Source organism: Desulfotruncus arcticus DSM 17038, from assembly GCF_900113335.1.
Taxonomy (GTDB): domain Bacteria; phylum Bacillota; class Desulfotomaculia; order Desulfotomaculales; family Desulfallaceae; genus Desulfotruncus; species Desulfotruncus arcticus.
Map to the genome: position 1 here is coordinate 266,184 of NZ_FOOX01000004.1, position 15,863 is coordinate 282,046.

Annotated in this window: 15 protein-coding genes and 1 riboswitch; all 15 genes read left to right on the top strand. The window is 46.5% G+C overall.

Annotation, left to right across the window (positions count from 1 at the left end; all coding sequences use genetic code 11):
• Positions 1–69 precede the first annotated feature (69 nt).
• The 15 genes from BM056_RS07925 to BM056_RS07995 all read left to right on the top strand — a co-directional run bounded on the left by BM056_RS07925 (position 70) and on the right by BM056_RS07995 (position 15,769).
• Positions 70–1,797 carry an ABC transporter ATP-binding protein gene (locus tag BM056_RS07925; RefSeq protein ID WP_092470443.1) on the top strand — a complete coding sequence of 576 codons (1,728 nt, stop codon included), beginning with the start codon at positions 70–72 and terminating at the stop codon, positions 1,795–1,797.
• Positions 1,794–3,689: an ABC transporter ATP-binding protein gene (locus BM056_RS07930; protein ID WP_092470445.1), complete on the top strand. Its 1,896-nt coding sequence runs from the start codon at positions 1,794–1,796 to the stop codon at positions 3,687–3,689. Before BM056_RS07925 ends, BM056_RS07930 begins: the two co-directional genes overlap by 4 nt.
• A gap of 195 nt (positions 3,690–3,884) precedes the next feature.
• Positions 3,885–3,993, top strand: a riboswitch (TPP riboswitch).
• A 76-nt stretch (positions 3,994–4,069) separates the two neighbouring features.
• The gene (gene thiS, locus BM056_RS07935) at positions 4,070–4,270 is read left to right on the top strand and encodes a sulfur carrier protein ThiS (RefSeq protein WP_092470446.1); all 201 of its coding nucleotides are present in this window, start codon (positions 4,070–4,072) and stop codon (positions 4,268–4,270) included.
• Positions 4,271–4,275: 5 nt separating this feature from the next.
• Positions 4,276–5,046, top strand: coding sequence for a thiazole synthase (locus BM056_RS07940; protein WP_092470448.1), 771 nt, complete (start codon positions 4,276–4,278; stop codon positions 5,044–5,046).
• 15 nt (positions 5,047–5,061) lie between these two features.
• Entirely contained in the window at positions 5,062–6,165 is a 1,104-nt protein-coding gene (thiH, locus tag BM056_RS07945) for a 2-iminoacetate synthase ThiH (protein ID WP_092470450.1), read from the top strand.
• A 12-nt stretch (positions 6,166–6,177) separates the two neighbouring features.
• The gene (thiE, locus tag BM056_RS07950) at positions 6,178–6,861 is read left to right on the top strand and encodes a thiamine phosphate synthase (RefSeq protein WP_092470452.1); all 684 of its coding nucleotides are present in this window, start codon (positions 6,178–6,180) and stop codon (positions 6,859–6,861) included.
• A 66-nt stretch (positions 6,862–6,927) separates the two neighbouring features.
• A complete protein-coding gene (dnaE, locus tag BM056_RS07955) occupies positions 6,928–10,131 on the top strand; it encodes a DNA polymerase III subunit alpha (protein WP_092470454.1) in 3,204 nt (1,067 codons plus the stop codon).
• Between the two features lie 54 nt (positions 10,132–10,185).
• Positions 10,186–10,974 (top strand): DUF72 domain-containing protein, encoded by a 789-nt coding sequence (locus tag BM056_RS07960; protein ID WP_092470456.1) that lies wholly within the window; start codon positions 10,186–10,188, stop codon positions 10,972–10,974.
• A 17-nt stretch (positions 10,975–10,991) separates the two neighbouring features.
• Positions 10,992–11,561, top strand: coding sequence for a uracil-DNA glycosylase (locus tag BM056_RS07965; RefSeq protein ID WP_337833492.1), 570 nt, complete (start codon positions 10,992–10,994; stop codon positions 11,559–11,561).
• A 257-nt stretch (positions 11,562–11,818) separates the two neighbouring features.
• Positions 11,819–12,253, top strand: a complete 435-nt coding sequence (locus tag BM056_RS07970; protein ID WP_092470459.1) for a hypothetical protein — start codon at positions 11,819–11,821, stop codon at positions 12,251–12,253.
• A gap of 134 nt (positions 12,254–12,387) precedes the next feature.
• A complete protein-coding gene (locus BM056_RS07975) occupies positions 12,388–12,687 on the top strand; it encodes a GNAT family N-acetyltransferase (RefSeq protein ID WP_092470461.1) in 300 nt (99 codons plus the stop codon).
• An 18-nt stretch (positions 12,688–12,705) separates the two neighbouring features.
• Positions 12,706–13,164, top strand: a complete 459-nt coding sequence (locus tag BM056_RS07980; RefSeq protein WP_092470463.1) for a DUF5680 domain-containing protein — start codon at positions 12,706–12,708, stop codon at positions 13,162–13,164.
• A gap of 28 nt (positions 13,165–13,192) precedes the next feature.
• Complete coding sequence (locus tag BM056_RS07985) at positions 13,193–13,723, top strand: GNAT family N-acetyltransferase (protein ID WP_092470465.1); 531 nt, start codon at positions 13,193–13,195, stop codon at positions 13,721–13,723.
• A 584-nt stretch (positions 13,724–14,307) separates the two neighbouring features.
• Positions 14,308–14,940 carry a hypothetical protein gene (locus BM056_RS07990; protein WP_092470466.1) on the top strand — a complete coding sequence of 211 codons (633 nt, stop codon included), beginning with the start codon at positions 14,308–14,310 and terminating at the stop codon, positions 14,938–14,940.
• A 193-nt stretch (positions 14,941–15,133) separates the two neighbouring features.
• On the top strand, positions 15,134–15,769 hold the full coding sequence (locus BM056_RS07995) for a hypothetical protein (protein ID WP_092470468.1): 636 nt from the start codon (positions 15,134–15,136) through the stop codon (positions 15,767–15,769).
• Positions 15,770–15,863: the final 94 nt, after the last annotated feature.

A 15,863-nucleotide genomic window follows, 5' to 3' on the forward strand; every position in this document is an offset into this window, starting at 1 on the left:
ACCGGACTTAGCTTTATTTGAAACTTGCCTTTTTAGGTGAATTACTAACTAACAGGAGAAGGTATAGCAATGATTAAGCTATTAAGATTCTTAAAACCATTCGCCTGGTCTGTTGCTGCCGTCCTGGTGCTGGTGCTTTTGCAATCCCTTGCCGACCTGTATCTGCCGACTTTGATGTCCGATATTGTGGACATTGGTATCGTCAATGGCGATAATCAGTACGTTCTCAGGATCGGCGGATTAATGCTGCTTTTCGCCGCTGGTAGTGCTTTATGTATGATTACAGCGAGCTTTTTATCTTCCAGAGTAGCCACAGGATTGGGAAGAAATCTGCGCAGCATGGTTTTTTCGCGGGTGGAGAGCTATTCGCTCCATGAGTTTGATCAACTGGGCACAGCCTCTCTGATTACCAGGACCACCAACGATATTACCCAGATACAGCAAGTATTGGTTGTTATGATGCGCATGATGGTCAGCGCGCCCATGATGAGTATCGGCGGCATTATTATGGCGGTTTCCAAAGACGCCGTGTTATCGCTGGTCTTCGTCGTGGTGTTGCCGGTACTGGCCGGTACGATCCTGCTCATATTTCGTAAGGGTGTGCCGCTTTTTAAGGCCATGCAGGTTAATCTCGACAAATTGAACCGGGTTGTGCGCGAAGGCCTTACCGGCATAAGAGTCGTCCGCGCCTTTAACCGCCTCGACCATGAGCGGGAACGTTTTCTCGCGGCCAACAGCGACCTGACCGGCACAGCCATTAAGGTCAATAAGCTTATGGCCGTCTTAATGCCTGTGATGATGCTGGTGATGAACCTTTCCACCATCGCCATTGTCTGGTTCGGCGGTATCCGGGTTGACCACGGCGATATGCAGGTAGGTGATATGATGGCATTTTTGCAATATGCCATGCAAATTATGTTTTCGCTCATTATGATCTCCTTTATGTTTATTATGCTCCCCCGGGCGGAGGCTTCCGCCGTAAGGATTAATGAAGTGCTTGATATCGTGCCCGAAATCAAAGACGCTGAAAAAGTTAAGCATGCCGCCGGCCAGAGGGGTTTTGTAGAGTTTAAAAACGTTACCTTTAGCTATCCCGGCGCCGAGCAGCCCGCGATCAGCAATATTTCCTTCACAGCCGGCCCCGGCGAGGTCACGGCCATCATCGGCGGTACCGGTTCGGGGAAATCGACTTTAATCAACCTGATCCCGCGTTTCTACGACATTGACAGGGGTAGCATTTTAATCGACGGCGTTGACGTGCGGGAGATGTCCCAGGCAGGCCTGAGAGCCAAAATAGGGCTGGTACCGCAAAATGCAGTGCTTTTTACGGGCACCATTGCTGATAACATCCGGTACGGCAAAGAAGATGCCGCGGATGAAGAGGTCAGGCGTGCCGCTGAAACAGCCCAGGCCACCGAATTTATCACCGGCATGAAGGATGGCTTTGATTCAGTGATCGCACAGGGGGGCACCAACGTTTCGGGTGGACAAAAACAGCGTCTTGCCATCGCCAGAGCGTTGGTGAGACGGCCGGAAATCTATGTTTTCGACGATGCCCTCTCTGCTTTGGACTATAAAACAGATGCCAGGCTGCGCGCCGCGCTCAGAAAGGAAACAGCCGACGCCGCCGTGCTGATTGTGGCCCAAAGGGTCAGTACAGTGATGGGTGCCGACCGGATCATCGTCATGGAAGAAGGTAAAATTGCCGGTATCGGCAGCCACAGGGAACTCTTGGATACCTGTGAAGTATATCGTGAGATTGTATTCTCACAGCTTTCCGGGGAGGAGATAGCATGAGGACGGAACGTAGAGCGCCGGGACCACCGGCCGGAGGGCCCGGCGGAGGCTTCGGCAGAGGCCCGATGCGGGGGCAAATGGGTATGCCGGTGCAAAAAGCCAGAGATTTTAAGGGGACCATGAAAAGGTTGCTCGGCTATTTGAAACCCCGCAGATTCAGGTTGTTGACCGTGTTTGTGATGGCCATTCTCAGCACCGTTTTCAGCATCGTGAGCCCGAAAATACTGGGTAAAGCCACCACCAAACTGTTCGAGGGCGTCATGATGAAATATCATCATGTGCCCGGAGCGATGGTCGACTTTGAGTACATTGCGCAGATACTGTTTCTTTTAATCGGGTTATATATTTTCAGCGCTTTCTTTAGCTACCTGCAGCAATATATCATGGCCGGGGTGGCTCAGAAGACGGTCTTTGATATTCGCAATGATGTTAATGACAAACTGGCCCGTATGCCGCTCAAATTTTTTGATTCACGCACGCATGGTGAAATATTAAGCCGTGTTACCAACGATGTTGACAACATCAGCTCTACTTTGCAGCAAAGTTTGACCCAGTTAATCAGTTCGATTGTGACAATTGGCGGTATTCTGATTATGATGTTGACCATCAGCCCGCTAATGACTTTAATTGCGCTTGTCACCCTGCCGCTTTCATTTGTTGTGACGGCGATAATCGCCAAGCGCTCTCAGAAATACTTTGCGGCCCAACAGAAAGAACTTGGAATACTCAACGGGCATGTTGAAGAGATGTACACCGGTCACCAGATTGTCAAGGCCTTCGGGCGGGAGAGTGAATCCATCGCCAAGTTCGATGATATTAACGAAAGGCTCTATCATGCGGGCTGGAAAGCCCAGTTTGTTTCCGGCATCATCTTTCCGCTGATGAACTTTATCAGCAACATCGGGTATGTTTTGGTCTGCGTTGTGGGAAGTATTCTGGTCATGAAAAAGACAATTGAAATCGGTGATGTGCAGGCCTTTATCCAATACTCCAGGCAGTTTACCCATCCCATCATCCAGATGGCCAATATCGCCAATATCATCCAGTCTACGGTGGCTTCCGCCGAGCGGGTGTTTGAGCTGCTGGACGAGGTCGAACAAATTCCGGACAGGGTAGATGCAAAGAGGGTCGATTTCCCGCAAGGGGAGGTCCGGTTCCAAAATGTTCGGTTCGGTTACCAAGAAGACGTCACTCTGATGGAGGATATGAATATCGATGTCAAACCGGGTCAAACCATTGCTATCGTAGGCTCGACCGGCGCTGGCAAAACCACCTTGGTCAACCTTTTGATGCGTTTTTATGAGATAAATGCCGGAAAAATCACCGTGGACGGTGTCGATATCAGCGATCTAAAACGTGGTGATTTGCGTACACTTTTCGGCATGGTGCTGCAGGACACCTGGCTTTTTAACGGCACCATCAGGGAAAATATCGCCTATGGCCGGGCGGGAGCCACAGAAGAAGAAATTGTGCGGGCAGCCAAAGCGGCGCACGCCGACCACTTTATCCGGACCCTGCCCGATGGTTATAACACCATCCTCAATGAGGAAGCCTCGAATATTTCGCAGGGTCAAAAGCAACTGCTGACCATTGCCAGGGCAATTCTTGCCGATCCGGCCATCCTGATTCTGGACGAAGCCACCAGCAACGTCGACACCAGAACCGAAATCTTGATCCAAAAGGCGATGACAGCACTGATGAGGGGACGGACGAGTTTTGTGATTGCCCACCGGCTATCCACCATCCGGGACGCTGATTTGATCCTGGTAATGAATAACGGCAGTATCATTGAAACAGGCAGCCACCATGAGCTGCTGGCGCAGGACGGCTTCTATGCGGACCTTTACCAGAGTCAGTTTACAGGTGCAAATATAGAAAAAGAAGCGGGATAGGCCGATTGACTCGCTGCTTAAATGTCAGGGGGCCAGGGTTGTTGACATTAACAACTCTGTCCCCCTGACCTTCTAAAGGAAAAACCTTTCCCTAAAAAATGCTATACAGGTTGAATATGTGTTTGCTTACTAGATCTATAAAATAAGGTAGCGTATTGACTAAGTGGTATTAGAATCTATATAATAATAGAAATTGAATATTTATTGGGGAGCTCATTTTATGGGCTGAGAAAGGGCTGGCGAGCACCTGACCCATGAACCTGATCGGGGTAATGCCCGCGTAGGGAAGGAATAATAAGTGATGCGCACCTGACCTATGGGGTGCGCTTTTTGATTTTCCCGCAGTTTTCATCTTAATTAAATTATTCGGGAGTGGTGGCATGCAAATTATTTTAAACGGTAAAGCTATTGATGTTGAAGACGGTCTGAGCGTAGCCGACCTGGTGGTTCAAAAAAAGTTTAACCCCAACATAATCATAGTTGAATATAATCACCAGCTAATTAAAAAAGATGTTTGGCCAGAAATCAAATTGCAAGATGAAGATAGGTTGGAAATCCTGCAATTGTTAGGAGGAGGTTGATAATAGTGCAAGAGCCATTGGTAATCGGTGGACGGGAGTTAGCCAGCCGCCTATTCCTGGGGACGGGAAAATTCCCTTCCCATATGATCCCCGATGTAGTTAAAGCCTCGGGGGCGCAGGTGGTGACAGTGGCCCTGCGGCGGGTGGACCCCGATTTCCCCCAGGAAAACATTATCAATTATGTTCCCGGGGACTGTATTTTAATGCCAAATACATCAGGTGCCCGCAACGCCCGGGAAGCTGTGCGCATTGCTAAACTCGGGCGGGCGGCGGGATGCGGTAGCTGGGTTAAAATCGAGGTGATATCAGATAACAGGTATCTGTTGCCCGATAATTATGAAACGATTAAAGCTACAGAGGAATTGGCTGCCGACGGATTTGTCGTCTTGCCTTATGTAAGCCCCGATTTAATGGTGGCCAGGAAATTGGAAGCAGTAGGCGCTGCGGCGGTTATGCCTCTGGGTGCGCCCATAGGGAGTAACCGCGGTTTAAAAACAAAGGAAATGATCAGGATTTTGATTGAAGAGATTTCCCTGCCGATTATAGTTGACGCCGGGATCGGACGTCCCTCCCAGGCGGCTGAAGCCATGGAGATGGGGGCTGCCGCGGTGCTGGTGAATACCGCCATTGCAACGGCCGGCGCTCCCGTGGCCATGGCCCGGGCCTTCTGTAAGGCTGTGCAAGCGGGGCGGGCCGCGTTTTTGGCGAATCCCGGGGATGTGCACGAATATGCCCGGGCCTCTTCGCCGCTCACGGGGTTTTTAAGGGACGAGTAGAAGGAGATGGGTTCGATGAGTTTTTGCCATGAGTACCAGCGCTATAAAACTTTTGACTTTACATCTTTTTTAAATCAATTGACGGATAACGATATATTAAAGATTATCAACAAAAACCGCCTGTCAGAATTGGATTACCTGGCCCTGCTATCGCCCCGGGCTGAAAACTGCCTGGAAGAGATGGCCCGGAAGTCTCGCCAGCTTACGGTACAACATTTCGGCAAAGTCATATTTCTTTATACTCCCCTGTATTTGGCCGATTACTGCGTGAACAGTTGCATCTACTGCGGTTTTCGAATCCAAAACAAGTATCAGCGGAAAAAACTGTCCTTTGAAGAATTGGAAGCCGAGGCTAAAATCATCGCGGGCACGGGATTAAAACATATTTTAATCCTGACCGGCGAGTCCAGGAAACATGCTCCGGTTAGTTATATCAAACAATGTGTCGGTGTTTTGCAAAAATACTTTACCTCCATAGGTATTGAAATATATCCCCTTACAGAAGAAGAATACGCCGAGCTGTTTTCTGCGGGGGTGGATAGTCTGACCATTTACCAGGAGGTTTACAATGAAGAGGTTTACCTGGAAGTGCATCCGGCAGGACCGAAACGGGATTACCGCTTCAGGGTGGAAGCCCCGGAGCGGGCCTGCCGGGCGGGGATGAGGTCGGTGAACGTCGGCGCTTTGCTCGGATTGAACGACTGGCGAACCGAGGCTTTTTTCACCGGGCTGCACGCCAACTATTTACAAAACGGCTTTCCCGATGTCGAGGTCAGCATGTCCCCTCCACGGATGCGGCCGTACCCGGGCGGATTTTCACCCCGGGTGCCGGTTAGCGACAAAAACCTGGTGCAATATATTCTGGCCTTCCGGCTTTTTATGCCCCGGGGAGGGATTACCATTTCCACCCGGGAAAGCTCGGAACTACGGGAACATTTAATTAAATTGGGAGCTACTAAAATGTCCGCGGGGTCCTGCACGGCGGTGGGGGGACGTACTGATTCGGAAAAATCCGCCGGGCAGTTTGACATTTCCGACGACCGGGACGTGGCAGCCATGACCAGGGTAATCTACAATCACGGTTATCAGCCTGTTTTCAAGGACTGGCAGATGATATAAGGAGGGGATACCATGAACAATAAACCCGGATTGGCCGGTTTGCTGACCGCGGATATTTACGGCATTACCGCCGGGGAATATTCCCGGGGCAGAAGTAACTTTGAAGTGGCGCGGCAAATGATTGCCGCCGGGATCAAAGTGATCCAGTACCGGGAAAAAGAAAAAACGCTTCGCGAGAAATACAATGAATGCCTGCAGATCAGGGAAATAACCCGGGAATCCGGAGTCACTTTTATTGTTAATGACCACGTTGACCTGGCCCTGCTGGTTGGGGCGGACGGTGTGCACATCGGCCAGGATGACCTGCCGCCGGAACAAGTCCGCCAACTGGTGGGGGATGAAATGATTATCGGCATGTCCACCCATTCCCCCGCCCAGGCCCGGGCAGCCATAAGCAGCGGAGTGGACTACATCGGCGTGGGGCCGATTTTTGCCACTAAAACCAAAAAGGACGTGTGCGCCCCGGTGGGGCTCGAATATTTGGATTATGCCGTAAATAACGTGGATATACCCTTCGTTGCCATTGGCGGAATCAAAGAACATAATATCAGTGAGGTTGCCCGGAGAGGTGCCCGCCGTATAGCTCTGGTAACGGAAATTGTCGGGGCCGAAGACATAGCGGCCAAAGTGCGCGTTTTACGGGTCGCCATCGATCATAGCCATATCTTACCGTCTTCCACAATTTGCTTCTGTTAACCAGCCTTGCCCCCGAGGTATAATCAAGCCAGAACCCATGTTCTCCTTAGAAAAGGGGGCTTTTTGATGACCTTTGTGCACTTGCATACCCATTCTGAATACAGTTTCCTGGACGGTGCCTGCAGACTGAGGGAACTGGCCGCCCGGGCCGGGGAATTATCCATGCCTGCACTGGCCCTCACAGACCATGGTGGTCTTCATGGAGCCATCGAGTTTTGCCAGTTGGCGCGTCAGGCTGGGATTAAGCCCATTATTGGCTGTGAGATTTATCTTGCTCCAGACTTTCACTTAGTTCTGCTGGCAAAAAACCGTACCGGTTACGAGAATCTTGTTCAGCTGGTGAGCCGTTCTCATTTAGAAAGACTTGATTATAAACCAAGGGTGGACAAGGATATGCTCGCCTGCTATGCAGGCGGGCTGATTGCCTTGAGTGGCTGTTTAGCGGGAGAGATCCCCCGTTTGCTTCTCCAAGGGCAGTACGCCCGGACCCGGGAAAAAGCCATGGAATACCAGGCCATCTTCGGTCCCGGCAACTTTTATCTGGAACTTCAAAATCACGGCTTAAGCCGAGAAATCAGGTGCAACCAATTACTTAGGGAACTTGCCGGGGAAACGAAGATACCTTTGGTGGCCACCAACGATGTTCACTACCTTGACCGTAAAGACGCCTCTGTCCATGAACTACTGGTCTCCATCGGTACATTGCCAACCATTCAGGCTCCGCATCCCCTTAAACTTCCTAACGGAGAGTTTTATCTTAAATCTGCCGGGGAAATGAGGTATCTTTTTCGGGAAATTCCGCAAGCCATTGAGAACACGTTAAAAATCAGTGCTTCATGCAACCTTGCGTTACCTCTTGGCTCTCTCCGTTTACCTTTCTTTCCGCTGCCTGAAGGGGTTACCCATGATGACTATCTCGCTTCTCTTTGTCAACAAGGGTTGAGCAAGCGCTATACCAACCTGACCGGGGAAATCCGGCAACGCCTGGAGAGGGAACTTCAAATCATCGGCGCAATGAAACTTGCTCCTTACTTCTTAATTGTTGCCGATCTGGTGGACTTTGCCCGGCAAAAGGGGATCCCTGTAGGGCCGGGCCGGGGCTCGGCGGGTGGCAGTTTGGTTGCCTATGCCCTTGGGATTACCAGCATTGATCCGATTGAAAATCAGCTCTTTTTTGAACGTTTTCTGAACCCTGAAAGACCAGACCTGCCGGATATTGATTTGGATTTATGCCAACGACGCAGGGGCGAAGTGCTTTCCTACATCCATCAAAAATATGGGGCCGGGCATGTAGCACAGATAGGAATCTTCAGCACCATGGGAGCCAGGGGGGCCATCCGGGATGTAGGAAAGGCTTTGGGTGTTCCTCAGCGAATCATTAATTTAGTGGCAAATAATTTGCCTCACTTCTCCGGTAAGGGGGGGCTGGAACATGCTCTTTCCACCCTCCCCGAGTTTAAAACACTCCCCATCCACCAAGAACCCTGGCGAACTTTAATTGAAAAGGCCAGAAGTATGGAAGGGAGGGTCAGACATCGCTCCATCCATCCCGCGGGGGTCGTGATCAGCCAGGAGAGTCTTCAAAAAACAGTTCCTCTCCAACTCGCCCCGGGAGGGGAAATCGTCACTCAGTACGGTCCCGAAAGTCTCGAAGCCTTGGGTCTACTCAAAATTGATCTGCTAGGTCTCAGAAACCTCACTATTATCGACGATACGCTGAAACTTGTGGCAAAAAACAGGGGACTTCAATTAACGCCGGAGCAAATACCTGCCGATGATCCAGCTGCTTACCGTTTGCTGCAAAATGGCGAGACCCTGGCTTGTTTTCAGTTGGAAAGTTCCGGTATGCGAAGCCTTATGAAAAAGCTAAAACCAATCAACATAAGGGATCTAATTGCTCTTTTGGCTTTGTACCGTCCCGGACCCTGGGACAGCGGTATGGTGGAACGATTTTTAAAACGCCGGCACGGAGAAGAACCTGTTGTTTACCCTCATCCAAGCCTGGAGCCGGTCTTAATAGATACGTACGGGATCGTTTTGTTCCAAGAGCAGGTGATGCAGGTGGCCAATTTTGCGGCCGGGTATCGGATGGGGGAAGCGGATCTCTTGCGCAGGGCAGTTGCGAAGAAGTCAACAGATTTGCAAAGGCACGAGCAGAAGTTTATCCAGGGATGCCTGAATAATGGTTTCAGTGCGGAAGAAGCCCGGAAAATCTATACATCTTTAACTCGATTTGCGGGGTATAGTTTTAATAAAGCGCACAGTACGGCCTATGCCTGCATTTCTTATCAGACGGCTTTTTTAAAAGCCAACTATCCCGAAGAATATTTTGCTTCTCTTTTGAGCAGCCAGACGGGATACTATAATCTTTCCGTCTACATTGAGGAGGCCAAAAGAAGGGGCATCAAGATTTTGCCCCCGGATATCAACCGCAGTTCAGCCTATTTTACGGTTGATCGGGAAGCCGTCCGGGTAGGGCTGGCCATCATTAAAGGGGTTGGTGAGCACTCCGTGCGTGAAATCCTGCAAGCCAAAAAACAGGGAGCAGAGTTTACTTCTTTCTATGACTTTTGTTCCCGGGTAAATACAAGAGTGGTCAACAGGAGGGTTTTAACAAACCTGATCAACGCCGGCGCCTTTGACTCCCTGGGCTTAAACCGGCCTCAATTGCTGGCAAGTGCAGAAGGGGTCCTAAAAGCCGTAAGAGCGGCACAAAAAACCAGACAAACGGGACAGCTAAGCTTTATGGATCTCGGCCTGATGGCTAAAGACTCCGGGATTGAGTACAACTTAAATGTCCCGGACTACTCCCGGGAGGAGAAAATGCGCCTGGAACGGGAGCTGTTATCAATTTCGATCGCGGAACATCCCTTTGCCAGGTATCAACGGATGATCACCAGGCATAAAATCACCATGACCGGTAAACTAAAAGGTCTCCGTGAGGGAAACAGCGTAACTGTTGCCGGGACGGTGGTCAGCAGCCGGCGGCAACCGACCAGAAATAAGGATTATATGCTGATTCTTTTGCTGGAAGATCCCTTTGGACAGGTGGAAGTAATTTTATTTCCCGGCACTTACAAACAATACTTATATGAACTGAACCCCGAAGGCATACTAATCAAGGGAAAACTATGCTTTGAAGGTGAACAGCCCAAGGTCATAGCTGAAAGCATCCGCTCCCTGACACTACTCAGAAGTCAGGAGTCAGAAGTCAGAAGTCGGAATGAGGGAACCGGTGAAAACATTGCGCAAGGTTCGCTTGAAGAATGAAGGATACGGTGATATTTGCTAAACAAAACTTCTTAGTTCTGAGGGGATATGGCCATGATTCTGGTTGGTACGGCGGGATACAGTTACGATAGTTGGATAGGTCCGGTTTATCCCAAGGAAATCAATAAAAAGGAAATGCTGAACTTTTATGCCAAGGAATTTTCTTTTGCCGAAATCAATTCCAGCTATTACCGCATGCCCAACCGGTTTATGCTTTATCACATGCAGGCTAAAACTCAAGAACATTTTCAATTTGTGATCAAAGCCCATAAAAGCTTAACCCACGTACGGGAGGACAACGAAAAGGAATTTACCGAGTTCAAGGAAGCCCTCAAGCCCCTGGTGGAGGCTCAAAAATTCGGATGTGTGCTGGCCCAGTTTCCCAGCAGTTTTCGCTACCGGGATGAAAACATTGACTACCTGAAGGAATTCCGGAACCAACTGGGAGACATTCCGGTAGTTGTGGAGTTCCGCCATGAAGAATGGATGGATGAAAACGTATTCGAGCTTTTGGAGGATCAGGACCTGGGTTATGTTTGCGTGGACGAGCCTCAATTCAAAACGTTAGTGCCTCCGGTGGTGAGGGCTACCAGCAGGGTCGGTTACGTTCGTTTTCACGGGCGGAACTACAAAAAATGGTGGCAGCACAAAGAAACCCACGAGCGTTACGATTATCTTTATTCCGAGGCAGAGTTAAAAGAGTGGGTGCCCTGGATCAAAAAGCTGGCCGCCAAAACGGAGAAAACCTTCATCAGCATGAATAACCACTACCGGGGCCAGGCGGCCATCAACGGCCGCATGCTGCGGGAAATGCTGGAAGAAGAGTGGGGGGAAGTCCGCTGATCACAAACGAATTGACAGTGGAGGATTTAACTGCCCGCGCGGTGGGCTGCAAGCGTTGTACGTTGGGAGAAACCAGGCATTCCGTGGTGTTCGGAGAGGGTAACCTCCGTGCCGGCTTGATGTTGGTGGGCGAGTCCCCGGGAGAGAAGGAAGATGAGACCGGGAGGCCCTTTGTCGGCCCTGCCGGGCGCATCCTGAACAAAATTCTTGCTGAAGTCGGAATCCGGCGGGAGGATCTTTACATTACCGGGGTGATCAAATGCAGGCCACCCCAAAACAGGCTCCCCAAGAAGGCGGAGGTCAGTGCATGTGTGCCCTTTCTGAAAAAACAAATCGAGCTGATCAGGCCCAAGATCATTATCTGTCTCGGTTCCCTGGCCACAAAAACCTTGCTTGATCCCAAAGCGAAAATTACCGAGGTGCGCGGCAAGTGGTTTGAAAGAGGTGGCATCATGATGATGCCCACCTATCACCCCGCTGCTGTGTTTCATGATGAAGAGAAATTAGCTGCCATCAGAGAAGATTTCCGCCAGGTCAAAGAAGCTTACAAAAAGGCAAGTGGAAACGGTCCCAAAGCGCCGGGATAAACCGGCATAGCGGAGGAACAAAGTTTGCACTTTCTTTTAAACAGGGTTCCGTTAAACTCATTTTTTGCTATGATATATGCTATAAGGTTAATCGCACTAAACCATATATTGAAAACAATTTAAAGGTGAAATCTGCCCGGCCCCTTGTCAATTATGGTACCCGGTATTAGTTGCTATTTGCAAGAATATATTTTTGCCATGTTGCCATTGTCTGTTGATAAGTTGTTTATATGACTTATAAAGGATAGTGGGTGTTAATGCGCTACCAAGAAATGGATGGAAGGATATTGGAGCAGTTAAGGGAAAATTCATTGGTACATCTTACCAAAGATAAGGCGAGAAATATCAATATCATTAACTTTATAAAAAAATATCCAGTACATAGGATATCTATTGTTGGCGAATCTGTGTTGATTTGCGGTAGAAGTGATGAGGATTGGGTCTATATCAGCAGCAAATCGGAAGATGAGTTTCAACAACTCATACAAGATTTGGATGAAGAAGATAAGTGCTTTGCTGTATTGGAGGACTGGATGCTTCCGTATATCGTAAAGGACAGGGAGATTCGGTCCCGGTTAACTTGCATAAAACTGGTGTATGACAGCAATGCCCGGCTGCAGCCAAGTCAATTTAAATGTATTCCACTATCTATCTCCGATGCTCCAACGATTTATCTCGTTAACCGCCGCTAAGACTCTCGCCTCTATAGGCGGGAGTTAAGCGGCGATAAACTCGAAATAAGTGCGACTAAGGTTCAGGTGGGGTCAAAACCCCACCTGAACCAAGTCTTCTTTATAAGTATTCTAAATATCAAGAATATATCTCAATGGATTATATTGTTGAGAGGATTCAAAACGGCATAGGATGTGGTATTTGGCAGAACAAAAAACTAGTAGCCTGGGCACTTACACATGATGACGGAGCAATCGGATTTTTAAATGTGTTGGAAGGATATAGGAGAAAAGGGTACGGTAAGGATATAACTGTTGCTATGATTAAGAGGTTGTTGGAAATTGGTGAAGTACCCTATGCGCATATTGAAGAGGAAAATGAAAAATCCATGAGCCTTGCCCTTAAAACGGGCTTCAGGAAGGATAGAAGGATTCATTGGATTAAAATGAAATAGTTGGGGTTGATATAGACAATGAATTGTACAGAACTGGCTTTAAAAGAATTTCTGGTTAAAGCAAAAAAGAATACATACGCCGGAGACGGTTCCTTATCTGTTTCATCAAGGCTAAGTTCAAAGGATTTGCATTATGCTGAAGGCGACTTGCACTATATAGACACATATCTTGGGAGTGCGAATTTTATCGGTGAGGAAGCGGTTTTTGAAAATCAAGTGCCTGTATGGGGGATGAACTACTATGGCAAGATGCTGGTCCCTGATATCCCGGAAGGATTTAGCCATTGCTTAAAAAGTGCTTTAAAGGTAGTTCCCCTGGAATATCCGTTTAGAGGGCCGGCAGTTTTTGAACACAAGGAATTCACCTATAGATGTTTTTGGCAGGGGAATTTATCAAATTTTACCGGGAATGAGGAGATATATTTTAATGTAACCGGCATATACAAATTAAGTTTTCACGGCGGTATGATAAGGTAAAAATGGAGGGCGTCAGGGGAGTAATATCATGAGAGTAGAAGAAAAAATTAAGAATGCCAATAATGAACATTTGATAAGAGAGCTTTCGTTAAAAGATGAAATCGATATCCAGCAATTATGTATTCGATGTGGGGATTACTTCTTAATTATGGAAGAAAGAATCCCTGATAGTAATTGTGGCAATGAAATCCTAAATGAATTGCCGCCGAATAAGGCAAAAAAAGATAAATTGGTTCTAGGTGTATACAATGATTGTGCAAGGCTAATTGCAGTAATTGATATTATAAGAGGCTATAAAATTGAAGATGAATGGACTATAGGCTTGATGATAATAGATCCCGATGAAAGAGGAAAAGGTTTGGGAGAACAAATTAATGATTTTATAAAAAAAATTGCACTTGAATCGAAAGCTGCAATATTAAGATTAGGTGTTGTGGAGGGTAATCACAGAGCGTACAAATTTTGGACTAATATTGGATACAAAGAAGTTGGTAGGGTAAATAAAAAGTTTGGAGATAAAGAAAAAACAATTTTTGTAATGAACTATAACTTAAGATAAGTTGTAGTATAAAATGGAAATATAAAACGGCAGGTGATAACCTATGCAAAAATATATTGCTGATGTATCCAACAAACCAATAGCTTAATTGAAAGCCCTTCGTTTCAGTAAAACGGGGGGCTTTTAATTTTCCGGTTACCTGCATGCGAAAAAGGACGCTTTACTCTTTCAGCATGAATTTATTAATATTGGTATTTTATTTTTCACATAAATACTCAAAAGGTAGGTTTGTTATGGGGAAAATTGTCATGGTGGCGGGGTTGCGGTGCACTCAATAACTCTGTCTCTCAAAAACCTCGCCCCTTGTATCCTCTTTAATTCCCTTCAGTAAAAATCAATAACGAAAAATCGATAACATTAGATTCTTTGCTGGGATATTAATCCTATTAAGGGGTATTAAAAAATTTTCAATTCGATCCTACGATTTCTCCATTTCCAACGTCTATATTTATAGAAAGGAGTGAAACTTCTTGATTTTAATTTCGCTTGCACCATCAGACCCCTAAAATATTTTAACAAGTCAGGTTATTATTAGCAGTAGATATTTGAAGATAAACAAAATTAATTAAGGAAGGTAACCTTCTGTGAAAAAAAACATGGCTGTAGCTTATTCAGTATTCTTTCTTTTATTAATTATTATTTTAGATACGGCTTGCGGAACAACTAATGATGAAATTAATCAAACAAATCCCAATACTGTGTCCGACACAAGCTCAGCAGAGTCAGCCGTTACGTACTCAGAAGAACAAAGAATACTTTATAAGATTGTGATTCAACGGGGAAAAGAAAGATTCTCCTTTGAAGAAAAAGATTCGAATTATTGTACTCTAGTTTCAGATGTTGAAAATCTTTTAATAATAGCTCCCCGTGGTGGTGCTGGCATTGACTCATCGACTCTTGAAAAAAACGTTGACGTTAAGGATATTGATATCATAAGAGAAAGCGAAAAAGATAGCGGTAACAAAGTTGCAGTTGTTGAAAATGAAGGAGTCTGGATTCGCCTTTATTATAATCCATACCGGCCTGGACAGGGTATGAATGATTTTAAGCACAAGGACGTTATGGTGTATATTGATCCCAATGATATCACCAATGCCTATCTCGCAAGGCAGAATCCGGATGATCTATCGAAATGGGATTTGATTTTATTGCCCGGCTATGGCCCGTGGCTTCAGAAAGAAATTGACATGCTATTGAGATTAAAAACTGGGTTTTAAAACTTGTTTGTTTAATGCAAAGGTTAAGCGGGATTATTGTTTGCTCGTCAGTTAAAAAGGGGTAAGGGGATTAATAGATCGCAAAAAATAGCAATTTTTCTCAATGAGGCTTGTAGTCTAAAAAATTAAGGAGTGGTTTAATGAGACATTTAGTGATTTTAGTTTCAATGGTTATTTTTTTATTTACACTCGGTTGCGAAATAGTGCCGAGAATCAGAAAACCGCAGATGTAGCTGAACAACAATCAGACCTATTAACACAATCCGATGGACAGGAATCCAATATTTTAGATAAAAACAGAAACGGGCAACAAACCGGTCAAATAGATACTTCACTTTATTACTTTCGCGACTATAACCCCAGAAAGGAACTCAATGAAAATAAAATTACCTGGAAAGAAGACGAGATTACGTTTATTGCAAATAAATCAAAGTCACAAGGGGAAGAAAAATATGAATCGGATACGGTTATAATCTCCATGACCATAGAAAAAGGTAACAAAAAGTATGATATTAAGCTTGATGAAAAGCCGATTTCCATTTCTGCCCTAAACCTGTCCGCCAGTGACGAATATTTAGCAGTGAATGCGTCTTATCACTATGGTGATAAAGTAATCATTATTAATCTAAATAGCGGAGAAAACTTCATATTAAATGATTATATTGAATCCAATGGGGAAGGATTTGTAGAGACGATACATTCCTATAATTGGTCACCTGATGGCAATAAGCTGGCCTTTTCTTTTGGCAACACCTCTAAAAGCAGGCTAGCAATATATGATTTGGACAATAGAAATTTTACATTAATCGGTTTAACCCCCTATTATTAGAGCCTGTATCCCACAATCTCCAAATTACATAGAATTTCATCAAAGTAGGGGTAATAGGTTTTTTTAAATGGTAGGCCGGCGGCCTTGACAGCCC

Coding starts and splice junctions, on each gene's coding strand:
- BM056_RS07925 (WP_092470443.1), top strand. CDS start 70: ATGATTAAGCTATTAAGATTCTTAAAACCATTCGCCTGGTCTGTTGCT.
- BM056_RS07930 (WP_092470445.1), top strand. CDS start 1,794: ATGAGGACGGAACGTAGAGCGCCGGGACCACCGGCCGGAGGGCCCGGC.
- thiS (WP_092470446.1), top strand. CDS start 4,070: ATGCAAATTATTTTAAACGGTAAAGCTATTGATGTTGAAGACGGTCTG.
- thiH (WP_092470450.1), top strand. CDS start 5,062: ATGAGTTTTTGCCATGAGTACCAGCGCTATAAAACTTTTGACTTTACA.
- thiE (WP_092470452.1), top strand. CDS start 6,178: ATGAACAATAAACCCGGATTGGCCGGTTTGCTGACCGCGGATATTTAC.
- dnaE (WP_092470454.1), top strand. CDS start 6,928: ATGACCTTTGTGCACTTGCATACCCATTCTGAATACAGTTTCCTGGAC.
- BM056_RS07960 (WP_092470456.1), top strand. CDS start 10,186: ATGATTCTGGTTGGTACGGCGGGATACAGTTACGATAGTTGGATAGGT.
- BM056_RS07970 (WP_092470459.1), top strand. CDS start 11,819: ATGCGCTACCAAGAAATGGATGGAAGGATATTGGAGCAGTTAAGGGAA.
- BM056_RS07975 (WP_092470461.1), top strand. CDS start 12,388: ATGGATTATATTGTTGAGAGGATTCAAAACGGCATAGGATGTGGTATT.
- BM056_RS07980 (WP_092470463.1), top strand. CDS start 12,706: ATGAATTGTACAGAACTGGCTTTAAAAGAATTTCTGGTTAAAGCAAAA.
- BM056_RS07985 (WP_092470465.1), top strand. CDS start 13,193: ATGAGAGTAGAAGAAAAAATTAAGAATGCCAATAATGAACATTTGATA.